General features: G+C 73.2%; 17 protein-coding genes and 1 tRNA gene. 13 read left to right on the top strand and 5 right to left on the bottom strand.

The genetic code is table 11. The features are described 5' to 3' along the window. Window positions 1–2: 2 nt before the first annotated feature. From ACLJPL_RS09185 to ACLJPL_RS09210, 6 genes are all read left to right on the top strand, one after another. Window positions 3–1,016 carry an SPFH domain-containing protein gene (locus tag ACLJPL_RS09185; RefSeq protein ID WP_411080529.1) on the top strand — a complete coding sequence of 338 codons (1,014 nt, stop codon included), beginning with the start codon at window positions 3–5 and terminating at the stop codon, window positions 1,014–1,016. Continuing rightward, window positions 1,013–1,912 carry a hypothetical protein gene (locus ACLJPL_RS09190; RefSeq protein ID WP_411080245.1) on the top strand — a complete coding sequence of 300 codons (900 nt, stop codon included), beginning with the start codon at window positions 1,013–1,015 and terminating at the stop codon, window positions 1,910–1,912. Before ACLJPL_RS09185 ends, ACLJPL_RS09190 begins: the two co-directional genes overlap by 4 nt. A gap of 110 nt (window positions 1,913–2,022) precedes the next feature. Continuing rightward, window positions 2,023–2,535: a nucleotide triphosphate diphosphatase NUDT15 gene (locus ACLJPL_RS09195; RefSeq protein WP_411080246.1), complete on the top strand. Its 513-nt coding sequence runs from the start codon at window positions 2,023–2,025 to the stop codon at window positions 2,533–2,535. Window positions 2,536–2,655: 120 nt separating this feature from the next. After that, window positions 2,656–3,150 carry an FBP domain-containing protein gene (locus ACLJPL_RS09200; RefSeq protein ID WP_411080247.1) on the top strand — a complete coding sequence of 165 codons (495 nt, stop codon included), beginning with the start codon at window positions 2,656–2,658 and terminating at the stop codon, window positions 3,148–3,150. 134 nt (window positions 3,151–3,284) lie between these two features. Then, complete coding sequence (locus ACLJPL_RS09205; RefSeq protein ID WP_411080248.1) at window positions 3,285–3,689, top strand: SHOCT domain-containing protein; 405 nt, start codon at window positions 3,285–3,287, stop codon at window positions 3,687–3,689. 188 nt (window positions 3,690–3,877) lie between these two features. Continuing rightward, window positions 3,878–4,372, top strand: coding sequence for an ATP-binding protein (locus ACLJPL_RS09210; RefSeq protein WP_411080249.1), 495 nt, complete (start codon window positions 3,878–3,880; stop codon window positions 4,370–4,372). 245 nt (window positions 4,373–4,617) lie between these two features. Here the strand turns inward: ACLJPL_RS09210 and ACLJPL_RS09215 are convergent, their stop codons facing one another. Beyond that, window positions 4,618–5,487, bottom strand: a complete 870-nt coding sequence (locus ACLJPL_RS09215; RefSeq protein ID WP_411080250.1) for an RNA polymerase sigma factor SigF — start codon at window positions 5,485–5,487, stop codon at window positions 4,618–4,620. A 313-nt stretch (window positions 5,488–5,800) separates the two neighbouring features. Here ACLJPL_RS09215 and ACLJPL_RS09220 point away from each other — a divergent pair, with 313 nt between their 5' ends. From ACLJPL_RS09220 to ACLJPL_RS09245, 6 genes are all read left to right on the top strand, one after another. Further along, window positions 5,801–7,135, top strand: coding sequence for a PP2C family protein-serine/threonine phosphatase (locus tag ACLJPL_RS09220; RefSeq protein WP_411080251.1), 1,335 nt, complete (start codon window positions 5,801–5,803; stop codon window positions 7,133–7,135). 255 nt (window positions 7,136–7,390) lie between these two features. Then, the gene (locus ACLJPL_RS09225; RefSeq protein ID WP_411080252.1) at window positions 7,391–7,711 is read left to right on the top strand and encodes an STAS domain-containing protein; all 321 of its coding nucleotides are present in this window, start codon (window positions 7,391–7,393) and stop codon (window positions 7,709–7,711) included. Window positions 7,712–7,910: 199 nt separating this feature from the next. After that, a complete protein-coding gene (locus ACLJPL_RS09230; protein ID WP_411080253.1) occupies window positions 7,911–9,062 on the top strand; it encodes an acyl-CoA dehydrogenase in 1,152 nt (383 codons plus the stop codon). Then, complete coding sequence (locus tag ACLJPL_RS09235) at window positions 9,059–9,832, top strand: PIG-L deacetylase family protein (RefSeq protein ID WP_411080254.1); 774 nt, start codon at window positions 9,059–9,061, stop codon at window positions 9,830–9,832. Before ACLJPL_RS09230 ends, ACLJPL_RS09235 begins: the two co-directional genes overlap by 4 nt. A gap of 35 nt (window positions 9,833–9,867) precedes the next feature. Next, window positions 9,868–10,455, top strand: a complete 588-nt coding sequence (locus ACLJPL_RS09240; RefSeq protein WP_411080530.1) for a class I SAM-dependent methyltransferase — start codon at window positions 9,868–9,870, stop codon at window positions 10,453–10,455. Further along, complete coding sequence (locus ACLJPL_RS09245) at window positions 10,452–11,156, top strand: glycosyltransferase (protein ID WP_411080255.1); 705 nt, start codon at window positions 10,452–10,454, stop codon at window positions 11,154–11,156. The genes ACLJPL_RS09240 and ACLJPL_RS09245 overlap by 4 nt, the downstream gene beginning before the upstream one ends. Window positions 11,157–11,195: 39 nt before the next feature. On the opposite strand, the gene ACLJPL_RS09250 is transcribed toward ACLJPL_RS09245, so the two are convergent. Together ACLJPL_RS09250 and ACLJPL_RS09255 are read right to left on the bottom strand one after the other, a co-directional pair. Then, window positions 11,196–12,080: an aldo/keto reductase gene (locus ACLJPL_RS09250; protein WP_411080256.1), complete on the bottom strand. Its 885-nt coding sequence runs from the start codon at window positions 12,078–12,080 to the stop codon at window positions 11,196–11,198. A 15-nt stretch (window positions 12,081–12,095) separates the two neighbouring features. Next, entirely contained in the window at window positions 12,096–13,103 is a 1,008-nt protein-coding gene (locus tag ACLJPL_RS09255; RefSeq protein ID WP_411080257.1) for an NAD-dependent epimerase/dehydratase family protein, read from the bottom strand. A 70-nt stretch (window positions 13,104–13,173) separates the two neighbouring features. Here ACLJPL_RS09255 and ACLJPL_RS09260 point away from each other — a divergent pair, with 70 nt between their 5' ends. Then, window positions 13,174–14,091: a LysR family transcriptional regulator gene (locus ACLJPL_RS09260; protein ID WP_411080258.1), complete on the top strand. Its 918-nt coding sequence runs from the start codon at window positions 13,174–13,176 to the stop codon at window positions 14,089–14,091. A gap of 80 nt (window positions 14,092–14,171) precedes the next feature. On the opposite strand, the gene ACLJPL_RS09265 is transcribed toward ACLJPL_RS09260, so the two are convergent. Next, window positions 14,172–14,245: transfer RNA gene (locus ACLJPL_RS09265), tRNA-Pro, on the bottom strand. A 50-nt stretch (window positions 14,246–14,295) separates the two neighbouring features. Next, window positions 14,296–16,950 carry an ATP-binding protein gene (locus tag ACLJPL_RS09270; RefSeq protein ID WP_411080259.1) on the bottom strand — a complete coding sequence of 885 codons (2,655 nt, stop codon included), beginning with the start codon at window positions 16,948–16,950 and terminating at the stop codon, window positions 14,296–14,298. Window positions 16,951–16,970: the final 20 nt, after the last annotated feature.

Raw genomic sequence — 16,970 nt, forward strand, 5'->3', positions numbered from 1 at the left:
CCATGGCCGACATCACCAGGCGCTTCGGCTGGCGGCATCTGCGCTCCGCGCCCACCGCCCACATCCGCCACCACAAGCGCGGCAAGCTCACCCACGACGGCCGGGGACTCAGCTTCTGGTACCGGTCGCTGTCGGCGGCGCTCTCCGAGGTGCCGGTCGACGACCGGGAGCTGGCCATGGCGTTCCACGCCCGTACGGCCGACTTCCAGGACGTCACGGTGCAGGCCACCGTCACCTACCGGGTCAGCGACCCGGCCCTGGCGGCCGACCGGCTCGACTTCTCCGTGGACCCGGACACCGGGAGCTGGCGCAGCGCGCCGCTGGAGCAGATCGCCACCCTGCTCACCGAGACCGCGCAGCAGCACACGCTGGACGTGCTGGCCCGCACCCCGCTGGCCGCCGCCCTGGTGGACGGAGTCGCCTCGGTACGTGAACGGGTCGCCACCGGTCTCGCCGCCGAGCCGAGGCTCCCCGCCACCGGCATCGACGTGGTGGCCGTGCGCGTCGTCGCGATCCGCCCCGAGGCCGAGGTGGAGCGCGCCCTGCGCACCCCGGCCCGCGAGCAGATCCAGCAGGAGGCGGACCGGGCCACCTACGAACGGCGTGCCGTGGCCGTCGAGCGCGAACGCACCATCGCCGAGAACGAGTTGGCCAGCCAGATCGAACTGGCCCGGCGCGAGGAACAGTTGGTCGACCAGCGCGGCACCAACGCGCGCCGGGAGGCCGAGGAGAAGGCGGCGTCGGACGGCGTACGGACGGAGGCCGAGGCATCCCGCAAGGTGCGGCTGGCCCGCGCGGACGCCGAGGCGGCGCGGGAGACAGGAGCGGCGCGCGCCGAGGCCCAGGCCGGCTGGCTGCGGGTGCACGGCGAGGTCGATCCGGCCACGCTGCACGCCCTGGCGGCGACCCGGCTCGCGGAGAACGTGCCGCGCATCGAGAGCCTGACCCTCTCCCCCGACGTGCTCACCGGGCTCCTCGCCAAGCTCGGCCGCGCGGAAGGCGGGGCGGGAGCGTGAGCCTCGCGCCCCGGGCGGTGCTCGTACACCGCAGGACGGAGTACGAGGAGCTGCTCGCCCGGCACGGAACGCACGGGCAGGCCGCGTTCTTCCTCTCCAGCCGGGGCCGCTCGATCGACGGGGTGGCCCGACGCCACGAACGTACCCAGCAGGCCCTGCGGGACGTGGCGGCCGCCGTGCCGCTCACCTGGCGCAGCTCCCGGGTGGAGCGGGCGGACCTGGATCGGTTCCTGTTCGCGCCGGAGGACGTGGTGGTCGTGGTCGGCCAGGACGGGCTGGTCGCCAACGCCGCGAAGTATCTGTCCGGGCAGCCGGTGGTGGGCATCGACACCGACCCGGGGCGCAACCCCGGCGTCCTGGTCCGCCACCGCTGCGCCGACACGGCCGCCCTGCTGCGCGCCGCCACGGTCGCCGGGTCCACCGTCGACGCGTTGACCATGGTCGAGGCGGTCGCCGACGACACCCAGCGGCTGGTCGCGCTGAACGAGATCTACCTCGGCCCGCCCGGCCACCAGACCGCCCGCTACCGCCTGGGCCCGGACGGCGCCGCGTCCCCGGGCGAGGCCCAGGCGTCCTCCGGGGTCCTCGTCGGCACCGGCACCGGGGCCACCGGCTGGCTCCGCTCCCTGTGGCTGGAGCGCGGCAGCACCGCTCCGCTGCCCGCGCCGTGCGACCCCCGGCTCCTCTGGTTCGTCCGCGAGGCATGGCCCTCGCCCGCCACCGGGACGTCACTGGTCTCCGGCGAACTGGGCCGGGGCCAGGGGCTGCGGCTCACCGTGGAGTCGGACCGGATCGTGGTCTTCGGGGACGGGATGGAGTCGGACGCCCTGGAGTTGACCTGGGGTCAGAGCGTACGGCTGGGCATCTCGGCCACCGCGCTCCACCTGGTCGTCTGAGCGGGGACCGGCCCCTCGGGCGTCCCGCGATGTCGTTACGGTGTTGCGTACCACCGGTCCGGCGAGCACCCCGGGTCCGGAGAATGCCCGGAGAGCGGAGATCCAGCACCATGGCCACCGAGACCACCGGTTCCCTCACCGGCCCCGCCCGCAACACGCGCCCGCCCACCGCACAGGCGGCACTCGGAGTCGGCGTCATCGTCGAGGACGGGCAGGGGCGCGTGCTCCTGGGGCGGCACCACAGCGGTACGTGGGAGCTGCCCGGCGGCAAGGTCGACGCGACGCACGAGTCGGTCGCGGCGGCCGCCGCCCGTGAGCTGCGCGAGGAGACCGGTCTCGTCGTGGACGAGGGCGCGGTGGACGTCTTCGCGATGCTCCACGACGTGATCGGCGGAATCAACCGGATCAGCATGGCCGCCCTCGTACGCCTGGGCTCGGGGGACCCCGAAGTCACGGAGCCGCACCTGATCAGCGCCTGGCGGTGGACCGCCCCTGAGGAGCTGCCGACCCCGCTGTTCGACCCGTCCGCGCAGATCCTGGCGGCCTGGCGGCCGGACCTCGGCCTCACCCACCCGCCCGCCCACCTCCTGCGGGTCACCGCCGCGCACGGGAACCCGCGCTGACCGGCCGGGCAGGGGCAGGGGCGGGGGCTGGGACAGGAGCACGGACGGGGGCAGGGGCAGGAGCAGGAAACGGGTTAAATCATTTGCCCGATACACCCAGGGACTCTTAGCGTCGCCGGAATGAAAGCCGTGGCCGAGCAGGACATCCGCACGTCGTTCGTCAACTGTTCGAAGGGCGAGGCGAAGCGTCTGCCGCTCCCCCGCGACCTGGACGAGCGCCCGTGGGACGACCTGGACTTCCTTGGCTGGCGCGACCTCTCCGCGCCGGACCGGAGCTACATCGTCACCGAGCTGGGCGGCGAGCTGGTCGGGATCACCCTGCGCTTCCCCTCCCATCAGCGGGGTTTCCTGCACCGCAGCATGTGCTCGGTCTGCCTGACCACGCACCCGGGCAGCGGGGTCTCCCTGATGACCGCGCGCAAGCGGGGACAGGCCGGCCGCGACGGGAACTCGGTCGGGATCTACCTCTGCACCGACCTGGACTGCTCGCTCTACGTACGCGGGAAGAAGACCCCCGCGCCCGGCGGCCGGTTCGAGGAATCGCTGACCCAGGAACAGCAGGTGGACCGGACCCGCGCCAAGCTGACGGCTTTCATCGAGCTGCTCGCCCAGTAGCGACGGGAGCCGAGAGCCCGATGCCAGGAGCAGGGGGGCGAGGGGCAGGGGCAGGGCGCTCGACGGCTACGGATGCGGAGGAAGCGGACCCGGCGTATGAAAGAGGGACTCATCCGCGCGAACGGAGTTGGCCCATGGACGACTACCCGCTCCTGAACCTCTTCCTGACCATGCTGTACCTGTTCCTCTGGGTCATGTGGTTCTTCCTGCTGTTCAAGGTGGTGACCGACCTCTTCCGGGACCACTCGCTGAACGGCTGGGCCAAGGCGGGATGGCTGGTTCTTGTCATCCTTCTGCCCTATCTGGGCGTGCTGGTCTACCTCATCGTCCGCGGCCGCAGCATGCAGGAGCGGGACGCCAAGCTGGCCAAGGACTCGGAAGCGGCCTTCCGCAGTTACGTACGGGAAGCCGCGGGCAGCGAGGGCTCCTCCGGCGGCACCAGCCATGTGAGCGACCTGGCGAAGCTCGCCGAGCTCCAGGACAGGGGTGCCATCAACGCTGAGGAGTACGAGAGGGCGAAGGCGAAACTTCTCGCCTGACGTCTCGCCCGAAGTCCCGTCCGACTCCCTCGTCCGCCTTCCCCACCTGACCCCCTCGCCCCACTCCCCCAGTCGCCTTCCTCGCCCGCCCTCCTCGCCTTTTCGCACCGGCAGGTCTGAAAAGTGTTGCTGGGGGTAGACGGGAGACGCGACAGCTGCACGGCGCAGCTTGATCTGGGGGATGTGTCATGGAGCAGCTGATGGCGTTTGGCGAGGCCGAGCAGGACGGGCAGGAGGCCGGCGCGGGCACCGTGCAGGCCAGTGCCGCTTACGACATGGGTTCGGGAGAGATCGCGCGTGCCCGGGAGTTCGTCCGGGAGTTCCTTGCGGACGCGCAGTCCGTGCACGGTGTGCGCGTGTCCCTCCGGGCGCTGGATGTCGCACAGCTGGTGGTGAGCGAGCTGGCCACGAACGTCTGCAAGTACGCGCCCGGCCCGTGTCTGCTGGACCTCGAAGTGAACGATGACCTGCTGAGCATCACCATGTGGGACTCGGGCTCCATGCTGCCCGCCGCCGCGCAGGCCGACCCGACGCGCATGGGCCAGCACGGTCTGGAGATCGTCCTCATGGTCTGCCAGAGCTTCGAGGTGCGTCGCGAGCCGGTGGGCAAGCGCGTCCGCGTACAGGTTTCCCTGCTCGACGACCTGCACGGTGATCCGGCCGGACAGGCGTCCTGGCAGTGACAGGGGCGACCTGCCGGGTGCGCCGGCCGACCGGACGCAGGGGAGGCCGGGCGGGCGGGCCGCCCAGGTTCGGGTGGACGCCGGCCATCGCCATCTTTCAGGGCCCTGCCGGGACGGATGAGTCCGTCCCGGCAGGGCCCTGAAAGTATGAAGATCAAGCAGGCTCGGCCGCCATACGGCACTGTCCGTCCCGCGTTCCCCTCACCCCTCCCCCGCAACCCGTCCCGCGTTCCGCGGTCATCGGCTCAGGTCTGGGTGAGCATGCCTTCGCGGAGCTTGGCGAGGAGGCGGGTGAGGAGCCGGGAGACGTGCATCTGGGAGATGCCGAGGTGCTCCCCGATCTGGGCCTGGGTCATCTCCTGGCCGAAGCGCATCTGGACGATCTCCCGGTCCCGGGCCCCCAGGTTCTCCATCAGCGGGGCCAGGGCGTGGAGGTTCTCGACACGTTCCATGCCGGGATCGCAGTCGCCCGTGATGTCGGCGTAGGTCGTGGTGTCGGCGCTGTTGTGCCCGTTGCCGCCGAGGGGCACGTCGAGGGAATCGGTGTTGTAGCCGTTGGAGGCGACCAGGCCCTCGATGACCTCTTCCTCGCTCAGCCCCAGATGCCCGGCCAGTTCGGCGACGGTGGCGTCCCGGTCCAGCTTGCCCGCCAGGTCCTCCTTGGCCCGGGCCAGGGTGACCCGCAGCTCCTGGAGGCGGCGCGGCACATGGACCGCCCAGGTGGAGTCGCGGAAGAAGCGCTTGATCTCACCGACGATGTAGGGAATCGCGAACGAGGTGAACTCGACCTCGCGCGACAGCTCGAAGCGGTCGATCGCCTTGATGAGGCCGATGGTGCCGACCTGGACGATGTCCTCCATCTCGCCGTTGCCGCGGTTGCGGAACCGCTTCGCGGCGAACTGCACCAGCGAGAGGTTCATCTCGATCAGCGTGTTGCGCGCGTACTGGTACTCGTGGGTGCCCTCTTCGAGGATCTGCAACTGCTCGAAGAACAGCGCGCCCAGCGCCCGGGCGTCCTTCGGAGCGACCTTCCGGGGATCGTCGATCTGCGGAAGTCCCGCCGGCGCCGTGGTGGAACTCGCGACCGTGGTCGTGGCTTCCGTGGATATCGACATGCCGATCCTTCCCCTGCCCCATACGCTGCTGCGGAGCCCCGCAGGCGTGCTGCTGCGTGTACCCGGGCCGACGCAGGTCACGCCTGCCTCGGCCGAAGGAACTTCACCGCTCCTCCCAAGACCTCCCCGGACCCTCCTCGTGCTCTCCTCGTACCCTCCGCCTGCGCGGTCCGCGCGTGATGTCGAGCACAGGACAGCGGGGTCGGGCGGCCCGCCGGACAGCCCGGGCGGGATCGGTGGCGGCGGGGAACGGCAGGGGTGCGGAGGAGCGTGGTTTCCTGGTAACCGATGGCGTGGGAAAGAAGGCAGTCCTGTGACGGTTGATCCGGCTTTCGGCGCGGGTGTGCGCGCGGACGGGCTTCCGGCTGCCCTGTCGGACCCGGCGCGCCTGGCGGCGGTGACCGCGACCGGGCTGCTGGACACCGGCCCGGAGGAGGTCTTCGAGGACCTCGCCTCGCTGGCGGCGCGGGTCACCGGCTCGGGCCGGGCGTTCGTGACCCTGGTCGATGAGCACCGTTCGTTCTGGAAGTCGTGCGTCGGCGTGGACGTCACCGAGGTCGCCGGCCGCCAGAACCCCGTGCACGAGAGTTTCTGCTACTTCCTGGTCGGCCTGGCCGGCGACCCGTTCATCGTGAACGACGCGGCCACCGACCCACGGACCCGCGAGCACCCTTCGGTCGGGCCGATGAACATCGGCGCCTGGGCCGGTTTCCCGCTGCTGGCGCCCGGCGGCGAGGTGCTGGGGAGTTTCTGCGTCATCGACGACGCCCCTCGCACCTGGTCGCACGAGGACCTCACGACGCTGGAGACCCTGGCCCGCTCGGTGTCCGCCGAAATCCACCTGCGCCAGTCGCTGGAGGCGGCCCGGCAGGCCCACCGCCTCTCCGCCGATCTCGCCCACTCCCTTCAGCAGGGCCTGCTCCCCCCGTCCCTCCACCCGATCCCCGGCCTGGAGGTGGCCGCGTCCTACCTTCCGGCGTCGGCCAGCGGCAGCAGCGGGGTCGAGGTCGGCGGCGACTTCTACGACCTCTTCGCCACCCGCGGGTCCTCCTACGCCGCCGTGCTCGGAGACGTGTGCGGCAAGGGCGTCGAAGCGGCCAAGGTCACCGCCATGGCCCGTTACACCGTACGGGCCAACGCCTCGCAGATCCTGTCACCGGCCGCGCTCCTGGACGAGCTGAACACCGCCATGCTCGCTCAGCGCGCGCCCCGGTTCCTGACGGCCGTCTACACCGCCTTCCGCCTCACCCCCGGCGGTCTCGCGGGCCGCGTCAGCCTCGCCGGGCACCCGCCGGCCCTCGTCCGCCGGGCCGATGGGCGCGTGCACCAGGTCGGCACGCCCGGGACCCTTCTCGGGGTCGTGGACCAGGTCCGGCTCGTCGACGTCCGCTTCCGGCTGGCCCCCGGCGATCTGCTGCTCCTCTACACCGACGGCGCCTGCGAAGCGCGCCCCCGCCCCGGGACGCCCTCAGGGCAGGAGCAGCCGGTGTTCGGGGACGCCGAGCTCGCCGCCGCCCTGGCCCGTACGGACGGACTGGACGCCGAAGCGACGGTGAAGGGCGTCGGCGGAGCCCTCGCCGACCACCACGACGGCTGGGCCAGCGACGACGTCGCCCTGCTCGCCCTGCGCGTACCCCCGCCGTCCTGACCGTCAGAGGTCGCGCGGCTGACGGTCAGGGGTACGTGCCACGGGCCGCTCAGGGGTACGTGCCACGGGCCGTTCAGGGGGTACGCACCACGGAACGTCAGAGGTACGCCACGGAACGTCGGGGTACGCCGCCGACCGTCCGGGATACGTGCGGCTGACCGCCCGGGGTACTCCCCGCCGACCTCCCGAGGTACGCGCTCACGCGCCACCGACCCGGTCTTCAGCGTGCCGCCGCCCCGGGTGATAATCACGCTCATGCCGACTTCCGAGCACAGAACGTCCAGCTCAGCACCCCTGCCCGTGATCACGCCCCACGGTGCGTTCGACCTGGATTCCCTCCCGCCCCTCGAAGCCGAGATCGACGCGGCCCTCACCCTGCACCCCGGTGTGATCCTCGACGCCGGCGGCATCACCTTCGCCGATTCCATGTTCCTCCGGTTGATCATCGCGACCCACCACCGCGCCGATCTGCGCATAGCCGCCCCCTCCACCTCGGTGGAACGCCTGCTCCACGTCATCGGCGCCGACACCTTCCTTCGCATCTACCCCACCGTCGACGACGCTCGCGCGGCCTGACGGCCTGACGGCCTGGCGTCGCGGGCGCGCGGCCCCTCGCGGCGATCAGGTGTAGCGCCGTGATCCAGGGGCACCGAGAAGCGCGGGCCGGTGGAACAGGTGATCGTGGAAAGGCGCCTTCGGCCCCTGGTCCTTCGAGGGGCGGTGGCGCCCCCGGCCGATCCATGGCCCACGAGCAACGGAGCAAGGAGTGCCGCCGATGCATGACGCGATCTCTCCGCCGACGAGCGCCGGACCCTTCGGCGGCGGTCACGTACCGGCGGCCGGTGAAAGCACGGAGAAGGGCACGGAAACCGATACCGAGACCGGTACGGAGACCAGTGCGGAGGCCGGTGCGAGGGCCGGTGCCGTCCGCCGCGCGGCGGAACGGTTCGTCCGCTTCGTCGACGCCGTGGCGGCGGGCGTCGCCGAAGCGCCGTTGCCGGGCGGCGGGCGCACCGCCGCCCGCTTCGAGGCGCTGTCCGCGGTGGCGGCGGAAGACCTGTGCGCCGCCCGGCTGGCGGAAGGCCACCTCGACGCCGTGGCCATCCTGGCCGAACTGGACGGCGATCCGGCGACGCCCGGACAGTACTGGGGCGTGTGGGCCGCCGAACCGCCGGGCTCGGGGCTGACCGCGACGTACGGCCCGGACGGCTGGGTGCTCAACGGTCTCAAGAAGTACTGCTCCGGGGCGCACACGTGCACCCACGCCCTGGTCACCGCCACGGCGCGGGACGGGCGGCGGCTCTTCGCCGTCCGCACGGGCGTGCCCGGTGCCGGGAGCGGCACGGAGTCCGGTGCGCCCGGCCCGGGGTGCCGGCCGGTGGCCGGCACCTGGCAGGCGATCGGCATGGCCGGCAGCGACAGCCCCGACGTCCGCTTCACCGACGTCCCCGCCACCGAGGTCGGCGGTGTGGAGGCATACCTGCGCCGGCCCGGATTCCACCACGGCGGAGTCGGTGTGGCCGCCTGCTGGTACGGCGGGGCGCAGGCGGTGGCACGGGTGCTGTTCACCCGGGCGGAGCAGCGCGCCGACCCGTTCACCGATGCCCACGCCGGGGCGGTGGACCTGCGGCTGTACACGGCCGGGGCGGTGCTGCGCCGTGCCGCCGAGGAGATCGACCTCGATCCGCTCGACAAGGCCGGGACGGCGGCGCTGCGGGCGCTGCGGGCGCGGGCGCTGGTGGCTCAGGTGTGCGCCGAGGTGCTGGACCACGTGGGCCGTGCGACCGGCGCGGGGCCGCTGTGCCACGACGAGCGGCACGCCCGGGCCGCCGCCGACCTCACCGTCTACGTACGCCAGCACCATGCGGAACGCGATCTGGCGGCCCTGGGCGAGATGGTCGCCCGTGGCTCCGGGGACGGCCGATGAGCACCGTACGGAGCGACGGCCCCGAGGGCCACGCCGACGCCATCCAGGCTCCGGGCACCGATGAGGCGCTCTGGCGCGTGTGGCGGGGCTGGGACCGGCTCCCGGAGTACCGGCTCCCGGAAGCCGGGCGCGTGGTCGTCGTGTCCGCCCACCCCGACGACGAGGTGCTGGGCGCGGGAGGGACCATCGCCCGCCTGGTCGCGGCCGGTCTCACCGTGACCGTGGTGTCGGTCACCGATGGCGAGGGGTCCCACCCCGGCTCCGCCGTGCTCACCCCGGGGCAGCTCGCCGAGCTGCGGGCCCGGGAGCTGGAGGAGGCGCTGGCCGAGCTGGGGATGGCGGAGGCCGAGATCGTACGGCTGAGGCTGCCGGACACGGGAGTGGGCGACCACGAGGAGAAGCTCGCCCGCGAACTGGCCGCCCTGCTGCCCGGCGCCGCGCTCTGTCTCGCGCCGTGGACCCAGGACGTGCACAGCGATCACGAGGCGGCCGGGCGGGCCGCGTCGGCCGCGTCGCGGGCGGCGGGCGTGCCCTGCGCGCTGTACCCGGTCTGGATGTGGCACTGGGCCGAGCCGGGCGACAGCCGGGTCCCCTGGGACCGGGCCGCCCGGATCGTCCTGCCCGCCGCCGCGCAGGCCCTCAAGCGCGCCGCCCTCAGCCGGTTCGTCACGCAGATACAGCCGCTGGGCTCCGCCCCGGAGGACACCGCCGTACTGCCTCCGGAAGAGCTGACGCACCATCTGCGCGGCTGGGAGGTGGTCTTCACGTGAGCCGTCCCCGCACGCCCGCCGCGTACTTCGACGACATGTACCGCACCGCGGAGGACCCGTGGAGCCTGGCGGAGCGGTGGTACGAGCGCCGCAAGTACGACCTGACCGTCGCCGCTCTGCCGCTGCCCCGCTACCGCCGGGCGTTCGAGCCCGGCTGCTCGGTCGGCGAACTGACCCGCCGGCTGGCCGGCCGCTGCGACTCCGTGCTGGCGTGCGACCGGGTGGATTCGGCCGTCGAGACCGCACGGCGGCGCACCGCCGGCCTCCCGCACGTCTCGGTGCGCCGCATGCTGCTGCCGGAGGAGTGGCCCGAGGGCTCCTTCGACCTGGTCGTGCTGTCCGAACTGCTCTACTACCTCGACGAGACGGCACTCGACGCGGTGCTGCGGCGTACGGTGTCGTCGCTGGAACCGGGAGGCACGCTGGTCACCGTCCACTGGAACCATCCGGTGGCCGAGCATCTGACCACCGGCGCGGGCGTCGCACGCCGTGTCGCCGCCCGGCCCGGTCTCGTCCTGCTCGCCGACCACCGTGAGGAGGACTTCGTCCTCCAGGTGCACCAGCGGGCCGCGGCGGACGGGCACGGGCCCGCCGGGGTCGCCGCACGGGAAGGGCTGGTGTGAGCGCCGAGGCCGTCGCCGTGGTCGTCCCCGCCCACGACGAGGAGTCGTCGCTGCCGGCCGCACTCGCCGCCGTCGCCCGGGCGGCCCGCCACCCCGGCCTCGCCGCGACGCGGGTCCTGACCGTGGTGGTGGCGGACGACTGCCGGGACCGCACGGCCGCCATCGCCCGGAACGCCGGGGCGCTCGTCGTCAGCACCGGCTGCCGCAACCCCGGCCGGGCCCGGGCCCTCGGCGTCAGCCACGCCCTGGCGCTGCTCACCGCGCCGACGCCCCTCACCTGGATCGCCACGACCGACGCCGACAGCGTGGTCCCGCCCGACTGGCTGACGCACCATCTGGCCAGGGCCCGGGAAGGCTGGCAGGCCGTCGTCGGCACCGTCGTGCTGCCGCCCTCGCCGCTGGCCACCCGCCACCGGATCCTGTACGAGGCCACCCGGCCGCCGGGAGAGACGCCCTGGGCCCACCCCCACGTCCACGGCGCCAACCTGGGCGTCAGCGCCGCCGCCTACCGGGACGTCGGCGGCTTCCCCGCACTCGCCACCGGCGAGGACCGCGCCCTGGTCCAGGCACTCGAACGCCGGGGCCACCGCGTACTGCGGACCGCCCGCTGCCCGGTCCTCACCTCGCCCAGGCTCCAGGCCCGCGCCCGAGGCGGCTTCGGCGACTATCTCTCGGCCATGCCCCGGCCGGCCGACGCCTGAGCGGAACGGCCTCAGCCCGGTACGGTTCCTCAAGCCGCGTCAGCCCGGCAGGAATTCCTCAAGCCGCGTCAGCTCCGCCGCACTGAGCGTGAGGTCCGCGGCCCGGGCCGAGTCGGTGATGGAGGCCGGGCGGCCGGCTCCCGGCAGCGGGATCACCGCCGGGGACCGGGCGAGCAGCCAGGCCAGGGCGATCCGCTGCGGACTGACGCCGTGGTCTTCCGCGACACGGTGGAAGGCGGTGCCCGTCGAGGTCGGGCCGGAGGGGCCGTCGAGCGAGCTGCGCGAGATGCCGCCCAGGGGGCTCCAGGGCAGAAAGGCCAGGCCGAGCCGTGCGCAGAGCCGTAGCTCGGGCTCGCTGTCGCGCACCGCGGGCGAGTACCGGTTCTGTACGGAGACGAGTCCGTCGCCGAGGATCGCGTACGCCTCGCGGATCTGGCCGGCGGTGACGTTGGAGATCCCGGCGGCGCGGATCGTGCCGGCGTCGAGCAGCTCGCGCAGCGCGCCGACCGACTCCGCCCAGGGCACGGCCGGGTCCGGCTTGTGCAGCTGGTACAGGCCGATCGCGTCGCCGCCCAGACGCCCGGCGGACGCCTCGGCGGCGCGCTTGAGGTGGTCGGGGGTGGCGGTGACGGTCCAGGTGCCGTCGCCGGGACGGCCCCGGCCGCCCTTGGTGGCCACCAGGACGCCGGAGGTGTCGCCGCCGTAGCGGGCGAGGGCGCGGGCGATCAGCAGCTCGTTGTGGCCGGCCTCACCGGCGTGCCAGTGGTAGCTGTCGGCGGTGTCGATGAGCGTGACGCCCGCGTCGAGGGCGGCGTGGACGGTGGCGACGGCCCGCGCCTCGTCCGGGCGGTGCTCGATGGACAGCGGCATGGCCCCCAGGCCGATGGCGCTGACGGTGGCGCCCGCGATGGTGCGGTGCTGCATGACGGCCTCTCTTCCTCAGGCGGTGCGGGACGGCTCGGTGGCCGGGGAAGGCTCGGTGGTGGAGGACGGCTCAGTGGCCAGGGAAGGATCAGTCGTGGAGGACGGCTCGCGGGTCAGGGCTTCGGCGACCGCGGCGGGCAGCCACTCGGTGGTGCGGGAGAAGGCGAAGCCCAACTCCTTCGCGCGGGCGTTGCTCATGGCGTAGTGGCGGTCGAAGGAGAACGGCGAACCCGCCTCCCCCGCCTCCACGGTCCGCAGGACGGGCTCCCGCCGGGCCTGTACGGCGACGAGCGCGGCGAGGCCGTGCACGTCGAGCGGGTCGTCGGAGCAGGCGTTGACCGGACCGGTGAAGCCGGCGGTGGCCGCCCACAGCAGCAGGTCCGCCAGCTCCTCGTGGTGGATGAAGACCGTGGGCAGCGCCTTCGCGTGCACGGTGACCTCTTCGCCCCGGGCGATCCGCTCGGTGTAGTGCGCGAGCCGGCCGGTGAATTCGTCCGCGCCGCCGAGCACATGGGCGCTGCGCACCGAGGCGAACGCGAAGCCGCCCGCGCGGGTGAGGACGGCCTCCGCCTGGCGCTTGCCCTCGGCGTAGTGCGCCTCCAGGTACGCGTCGTCGTGCCAGGGCAGGTCCAGGGCCACCAGCCAGGTGGCCGGGTCCACGGTCTCCTCCGGTACGGGTGTGCCCGCCGGCACGGTCGGGAGCGCGGCGGTCGCCGGGTCGTAGACCTCGATCGTGGACGTCATGACGTAGCGCCGGGTGCGGCCGGCGAAGGCGCGGGCGGCCACCGCGGCCTGCACGGGGGTGTAGCAGACCTGATCGACCACCGCGTCGAAGGTGCGGGAACCGAGTGCGGCCGTGAGGGCGGCCTCGTCGTCGCGGTCGACGACGAGGTGGTCGACCCCGGCGGGCGGCCGGGTGGAACCGCGGTTGATCACGGTGACCTGATGGCCCGCCGCGTGCAGGCGCTTCACCAGGAGCTTTCCGAAGTACCGGCTTCCGCCGATGACGCAGATTCTTTGCATGCCCGCATCCTCGACGCCTACGGTGAGCAGCAGAAGTGCCGACTTACTGGATACGTATGAAGGAAAACTGTTGATTGATGTGCAGCGGCTCCGCGTCCTGCGTGCGGTGGCGGAGCACGGCAGCTTCAACCGGGCGGCCACGGCCCTCCGCCTCACCCCCTCGGCCGTCTCCCAGCATGTGGCCTTGCTGGAGCGCAGCCTCGGCGCGCAGGTCGTCGACCGCAGCACCCGTGGCGTCACCCTCACCCCGGCCGGCCGGATCATGGTGGGCGCCGCCGAATCCGTCACCGCCGAAATCGAACACGCGAAGCAGCAGGTCGACCGGCTCAGCACCGGCCGCGTCCAGCTCACCGTCGCCACCTTCACCAGCGGCGGCAGGCTCCTGCTGCCCGGCGCCCTGGCCCGGCACACAGCCGTCCATCCCCGCACCGTGCTCCACGTCCGGGAGGGCGAGCCCGAGGACACTCTCCCGCTGGTCCGCCAGGGCGCCGTGGATCTCGCGCTCGCCTACCACTTCGACGGGCCGCTGCCCCTCGGCCCCGGCCACAGCTCCGGCCTGGAGTGGACCCCGCTCCTGGAAGACCCCCTGTACGTCGTCCTGCCGCACGGGCACCGGCTCGCCGGCCGCGACGCGCTCGACCTCGCCGAGCTGGCGGCCGAGCCCTGGGTGCTCGGCTGCCTGAAGACCGAGGCGTACCTACGCCGTTACGCCGGGCGCGCCGGTTTCGATCCGGACGTGCGCGGCACCACCACCGACTACTTCTTCGCCCGCTCGCTCGTCGCCGCGGGCGTGGGGATCTCCCTGATCCCCTCGGTCGCGCTCGCCCCGGAGATCCCCGGCCTGCGCACCGTCCCGATCCAGCCGCCGGGGCCCGTCCGGCACATCGGCGTCGCCGCGACCGGCCGCGGCGACCGGCCCCATGTCACCGCTCTCGTGCGGGCCCTTCGCGAGGAGGCGGGGCAGGAGCGGCCGCATCGGGGGCGTTGATCCCGGCGAGGATTCCGGCAAAGAGCGAGGGCCGGTTTCGGATGTCTCCGAAACCGGCCCTCATCTGCGACTGTCTCCAGTCGGGACGACAGGATTTGAACCTGCGACCCCTTGACCCCCAGTCAAGTGCGCTACCAAGCTGCGCCACGTCCCGATGCGATTCCGCCTGGTTGCCCAGGGCGGCCGCGCAGGACAAACATTACCTCACTCGGAGGACCGGATCGACGTCCGTGCCTGCTGGGCGCGGGCCGCCAGGCCCTCGGCTCCGCAGGCCATCGCCTGCTTCTGGGCCCGGGCCAGTTCCCGGTGGGAGCCGGTCGCGATGCCGTAGTCGACGCGGGCGAGCGCGTGCTCGTAGGCGGAGGAGGACTTCTCCAGGTGGCGCACCGCGTCGGCGAGCACTTGCTGTGCCTCCTCGGGCGGGGCGAAGAGGGAGACGCAGCGCAGGGCTTCGCCGATGGCGGTGTCCGTGCCGAACCGCTCGGCGTGCACCCGGGCGCGGGCCGCGAGGTGCGCCGCACGGCCCGGGTCGGTGTCGGCCAGGGCTCGTGCCAGGTCGCCGGCCCAGGGCGCCCAGATGCCGTTGAACCGTTCGCGGGCCTCCAGGCCGGCGCCCGCCGCTTCGAGTTCCGCGATCGCTTCCTCCTTACGGCCTTCGGCCAGCAGCAGGCGGCCGCGGACGCACGGGCCGTCCGGCAGCACCATGGCGCTGGGGTAGGGCGGGCCGAAGTCGTAGCGGTCGGCGATCACGCGGGCCTCTGCGGTGCGGCCGCGGGCCAGCAGGGTGTCGATGAGCAGGCACGCGGCGTCCCAGTGGACGGGCAGACCGGAGCCGACGCGGTCGGCGAGCCGGAGCCCTTCGCGCAGGAAGCCCTCGGCCTCCGCGAGACGGCCGCGCCGGCGGTGGACCATGCCGAGCAGGGTGTGGGCGAACGCCAGGTGGGCCCCGCTCCAGCCGGAGATCTCGAAGGCCCGCACCGCTTCGCCGAAGAGGCTCTCGGCCCGGTCCAGCTGGTCGGTGAAGGTGTAGGTGATGCCGACCATCGTGGGGAGTTCGAAGCCCCACTCGGAGTCGGTCCAGCCGAGGCCGCGGGCGGGGCTGCCGTCGATCAGGGCGCGTTCGCACAGGTCGACGATGAGCTGGGCGTTCTCGCCGCGCAGCATGGCGTCGAAGGCCCGCAGGGTGAGCAGCGCCCGCTCCGCGTTGTCGCGGCCCTTGAGGTGGTCGGCGTTGCGGGTGAGACGGCGGGAGCGGGCGGGCCCGTCGTCCTCGGTGGCCTGCATGCCCTCCCACATGAAGTGCGCGGCCTGCAACCGCATCAGGCCGGGTCCCGGCGCCGTCCGGGCCGCCTCGGCGGCCAGCGACAGCGCCGCGTCCTTGAGCTGGTTGTTGTGGGCGAGCGCGGCGGCGAGCCGGAACGTGGCGTCGACCCGCAGGCCGTCGTCCAGTCCCGGCATGTCCAGGGCCGCCCGCAGATGCTGCACGGTGGTGGGCGGGGAGCTGAGCAGGGTGGCGCAGCCGAGTTCGTACAGCAGGACCGCGCGGTCCTTGGGGCGCGGCGGCTCCTCCAGGGCGCGTTCCAGGCAGCGGCTGGCCGCTTCGGGCGCGCCGACCGCCAGGTGCTGGCCCGCGGCCTCGCGGAGCTGGGCGACCAGTTCCTGGTCGTCGTCCGGGTGGACCTCCAGCAGGTGCCGGGAGGCCGCGGCGGCACCGTAACCGGCCCGGGTGATGGCCCAGGCGGCGCGTCCGTGCATCGCGGTGCGGGTGGCCGGCGGGATGGAGCGGTAGACGGCGGTGGCGATCAGCGGGTGGACGAACTCCAGCGGATCGAAGCCGCTGACGATACGGGCGTCGCGCAGCCGGGCCGTGCAGTCGGCGGCCTCCGCCGGACTCATGCCGGCGAGGGTGGCGGCCAGTTCCTGGGAGATGTCGGTGCCGAGGACGGCGGCGGCCCAGGCGAACCGGTTGGCGTTGGTGCCGAGCCGCTCCAGCCGGTCGACGAGTCCCTTGCCCCGGGCCGAGGCGCCCAGTCCGCGCAGCTCCCCGGCCGACTCCTCGACCGGGGCCAGCTCCTGGTCCTGGACCTTGGCGACCAGCTCGACGGCCTCGTACGGGTTGCCGCCGGTGACGGCCCACACCTCGCGGCAGAACGGGTCGTCGGCGTGTTCGCCCAGGGCCGCGCGGGCCAGTTCGGCGGTGGCGTCCGGGGTCAGCGCCCGCAGGGCGACCCGGGTGATAGCGCTCCCGGCGTCGACACCGCGTTCGGCCTCGCGGTCCGCGACGTAACTCGCGTTGCGTTCGGCCATTTCCTGCGGCCGGTACGCCTGGACGACGAGCAGCGGGAGTTCGCCGAGGCGGGCGGTGAACGAGGCCAGCCAGGAGAGGGATTCGCCGTCCGCCCAGTGGGCGTCGTCGACCAGCAGCAGTAACGGCCGGTGGCTGAGACGGGAGGCGAGCCGGGCGACGACGAAGTCGAGGCCGTCGCGGACACCCTGCGGGTCGGGCTGCGGACCGCTGGGCTCGGCGAGTCCGAGCGCCGGCGCGGTGGTCTCGTACCAGTCGCCGAACAGGGCCCGGGTCTCGTCGGGCGGGAACTGGTCGAGTGCGGGCTGCAGCAACTGCCGTACGACGTGGAACGGTACGGAGGTCACGGTCTCGCCGCCCCGGGCGGACCAGATGGTGCAGCGGTCGGCCGCCATCGCCCGGATCTCGGTGAGCAGCGCGGTCTTGCCGATCCCCGCCTCTCCGCTGAAGACCAGGAGCCCACCGACCGCCTGGGCTCCGCACAGCGCATCCACCGCCTTCGCGGCGATGGCGAGTTCCGGTTCACGCTCGTACAACGGCCGGGACGGCTTCATGCCCACTCTTCCCCAAACGG

The sequence above is a fragment of the Streptomyces sp. cmx-18-6 genome, from assembly GCF_046548915.1.
GTDB lineage: Bacteria > Actinomycetota > Actinomycetes > Streptomycetales > Streptomycetaceae > Streptomyces.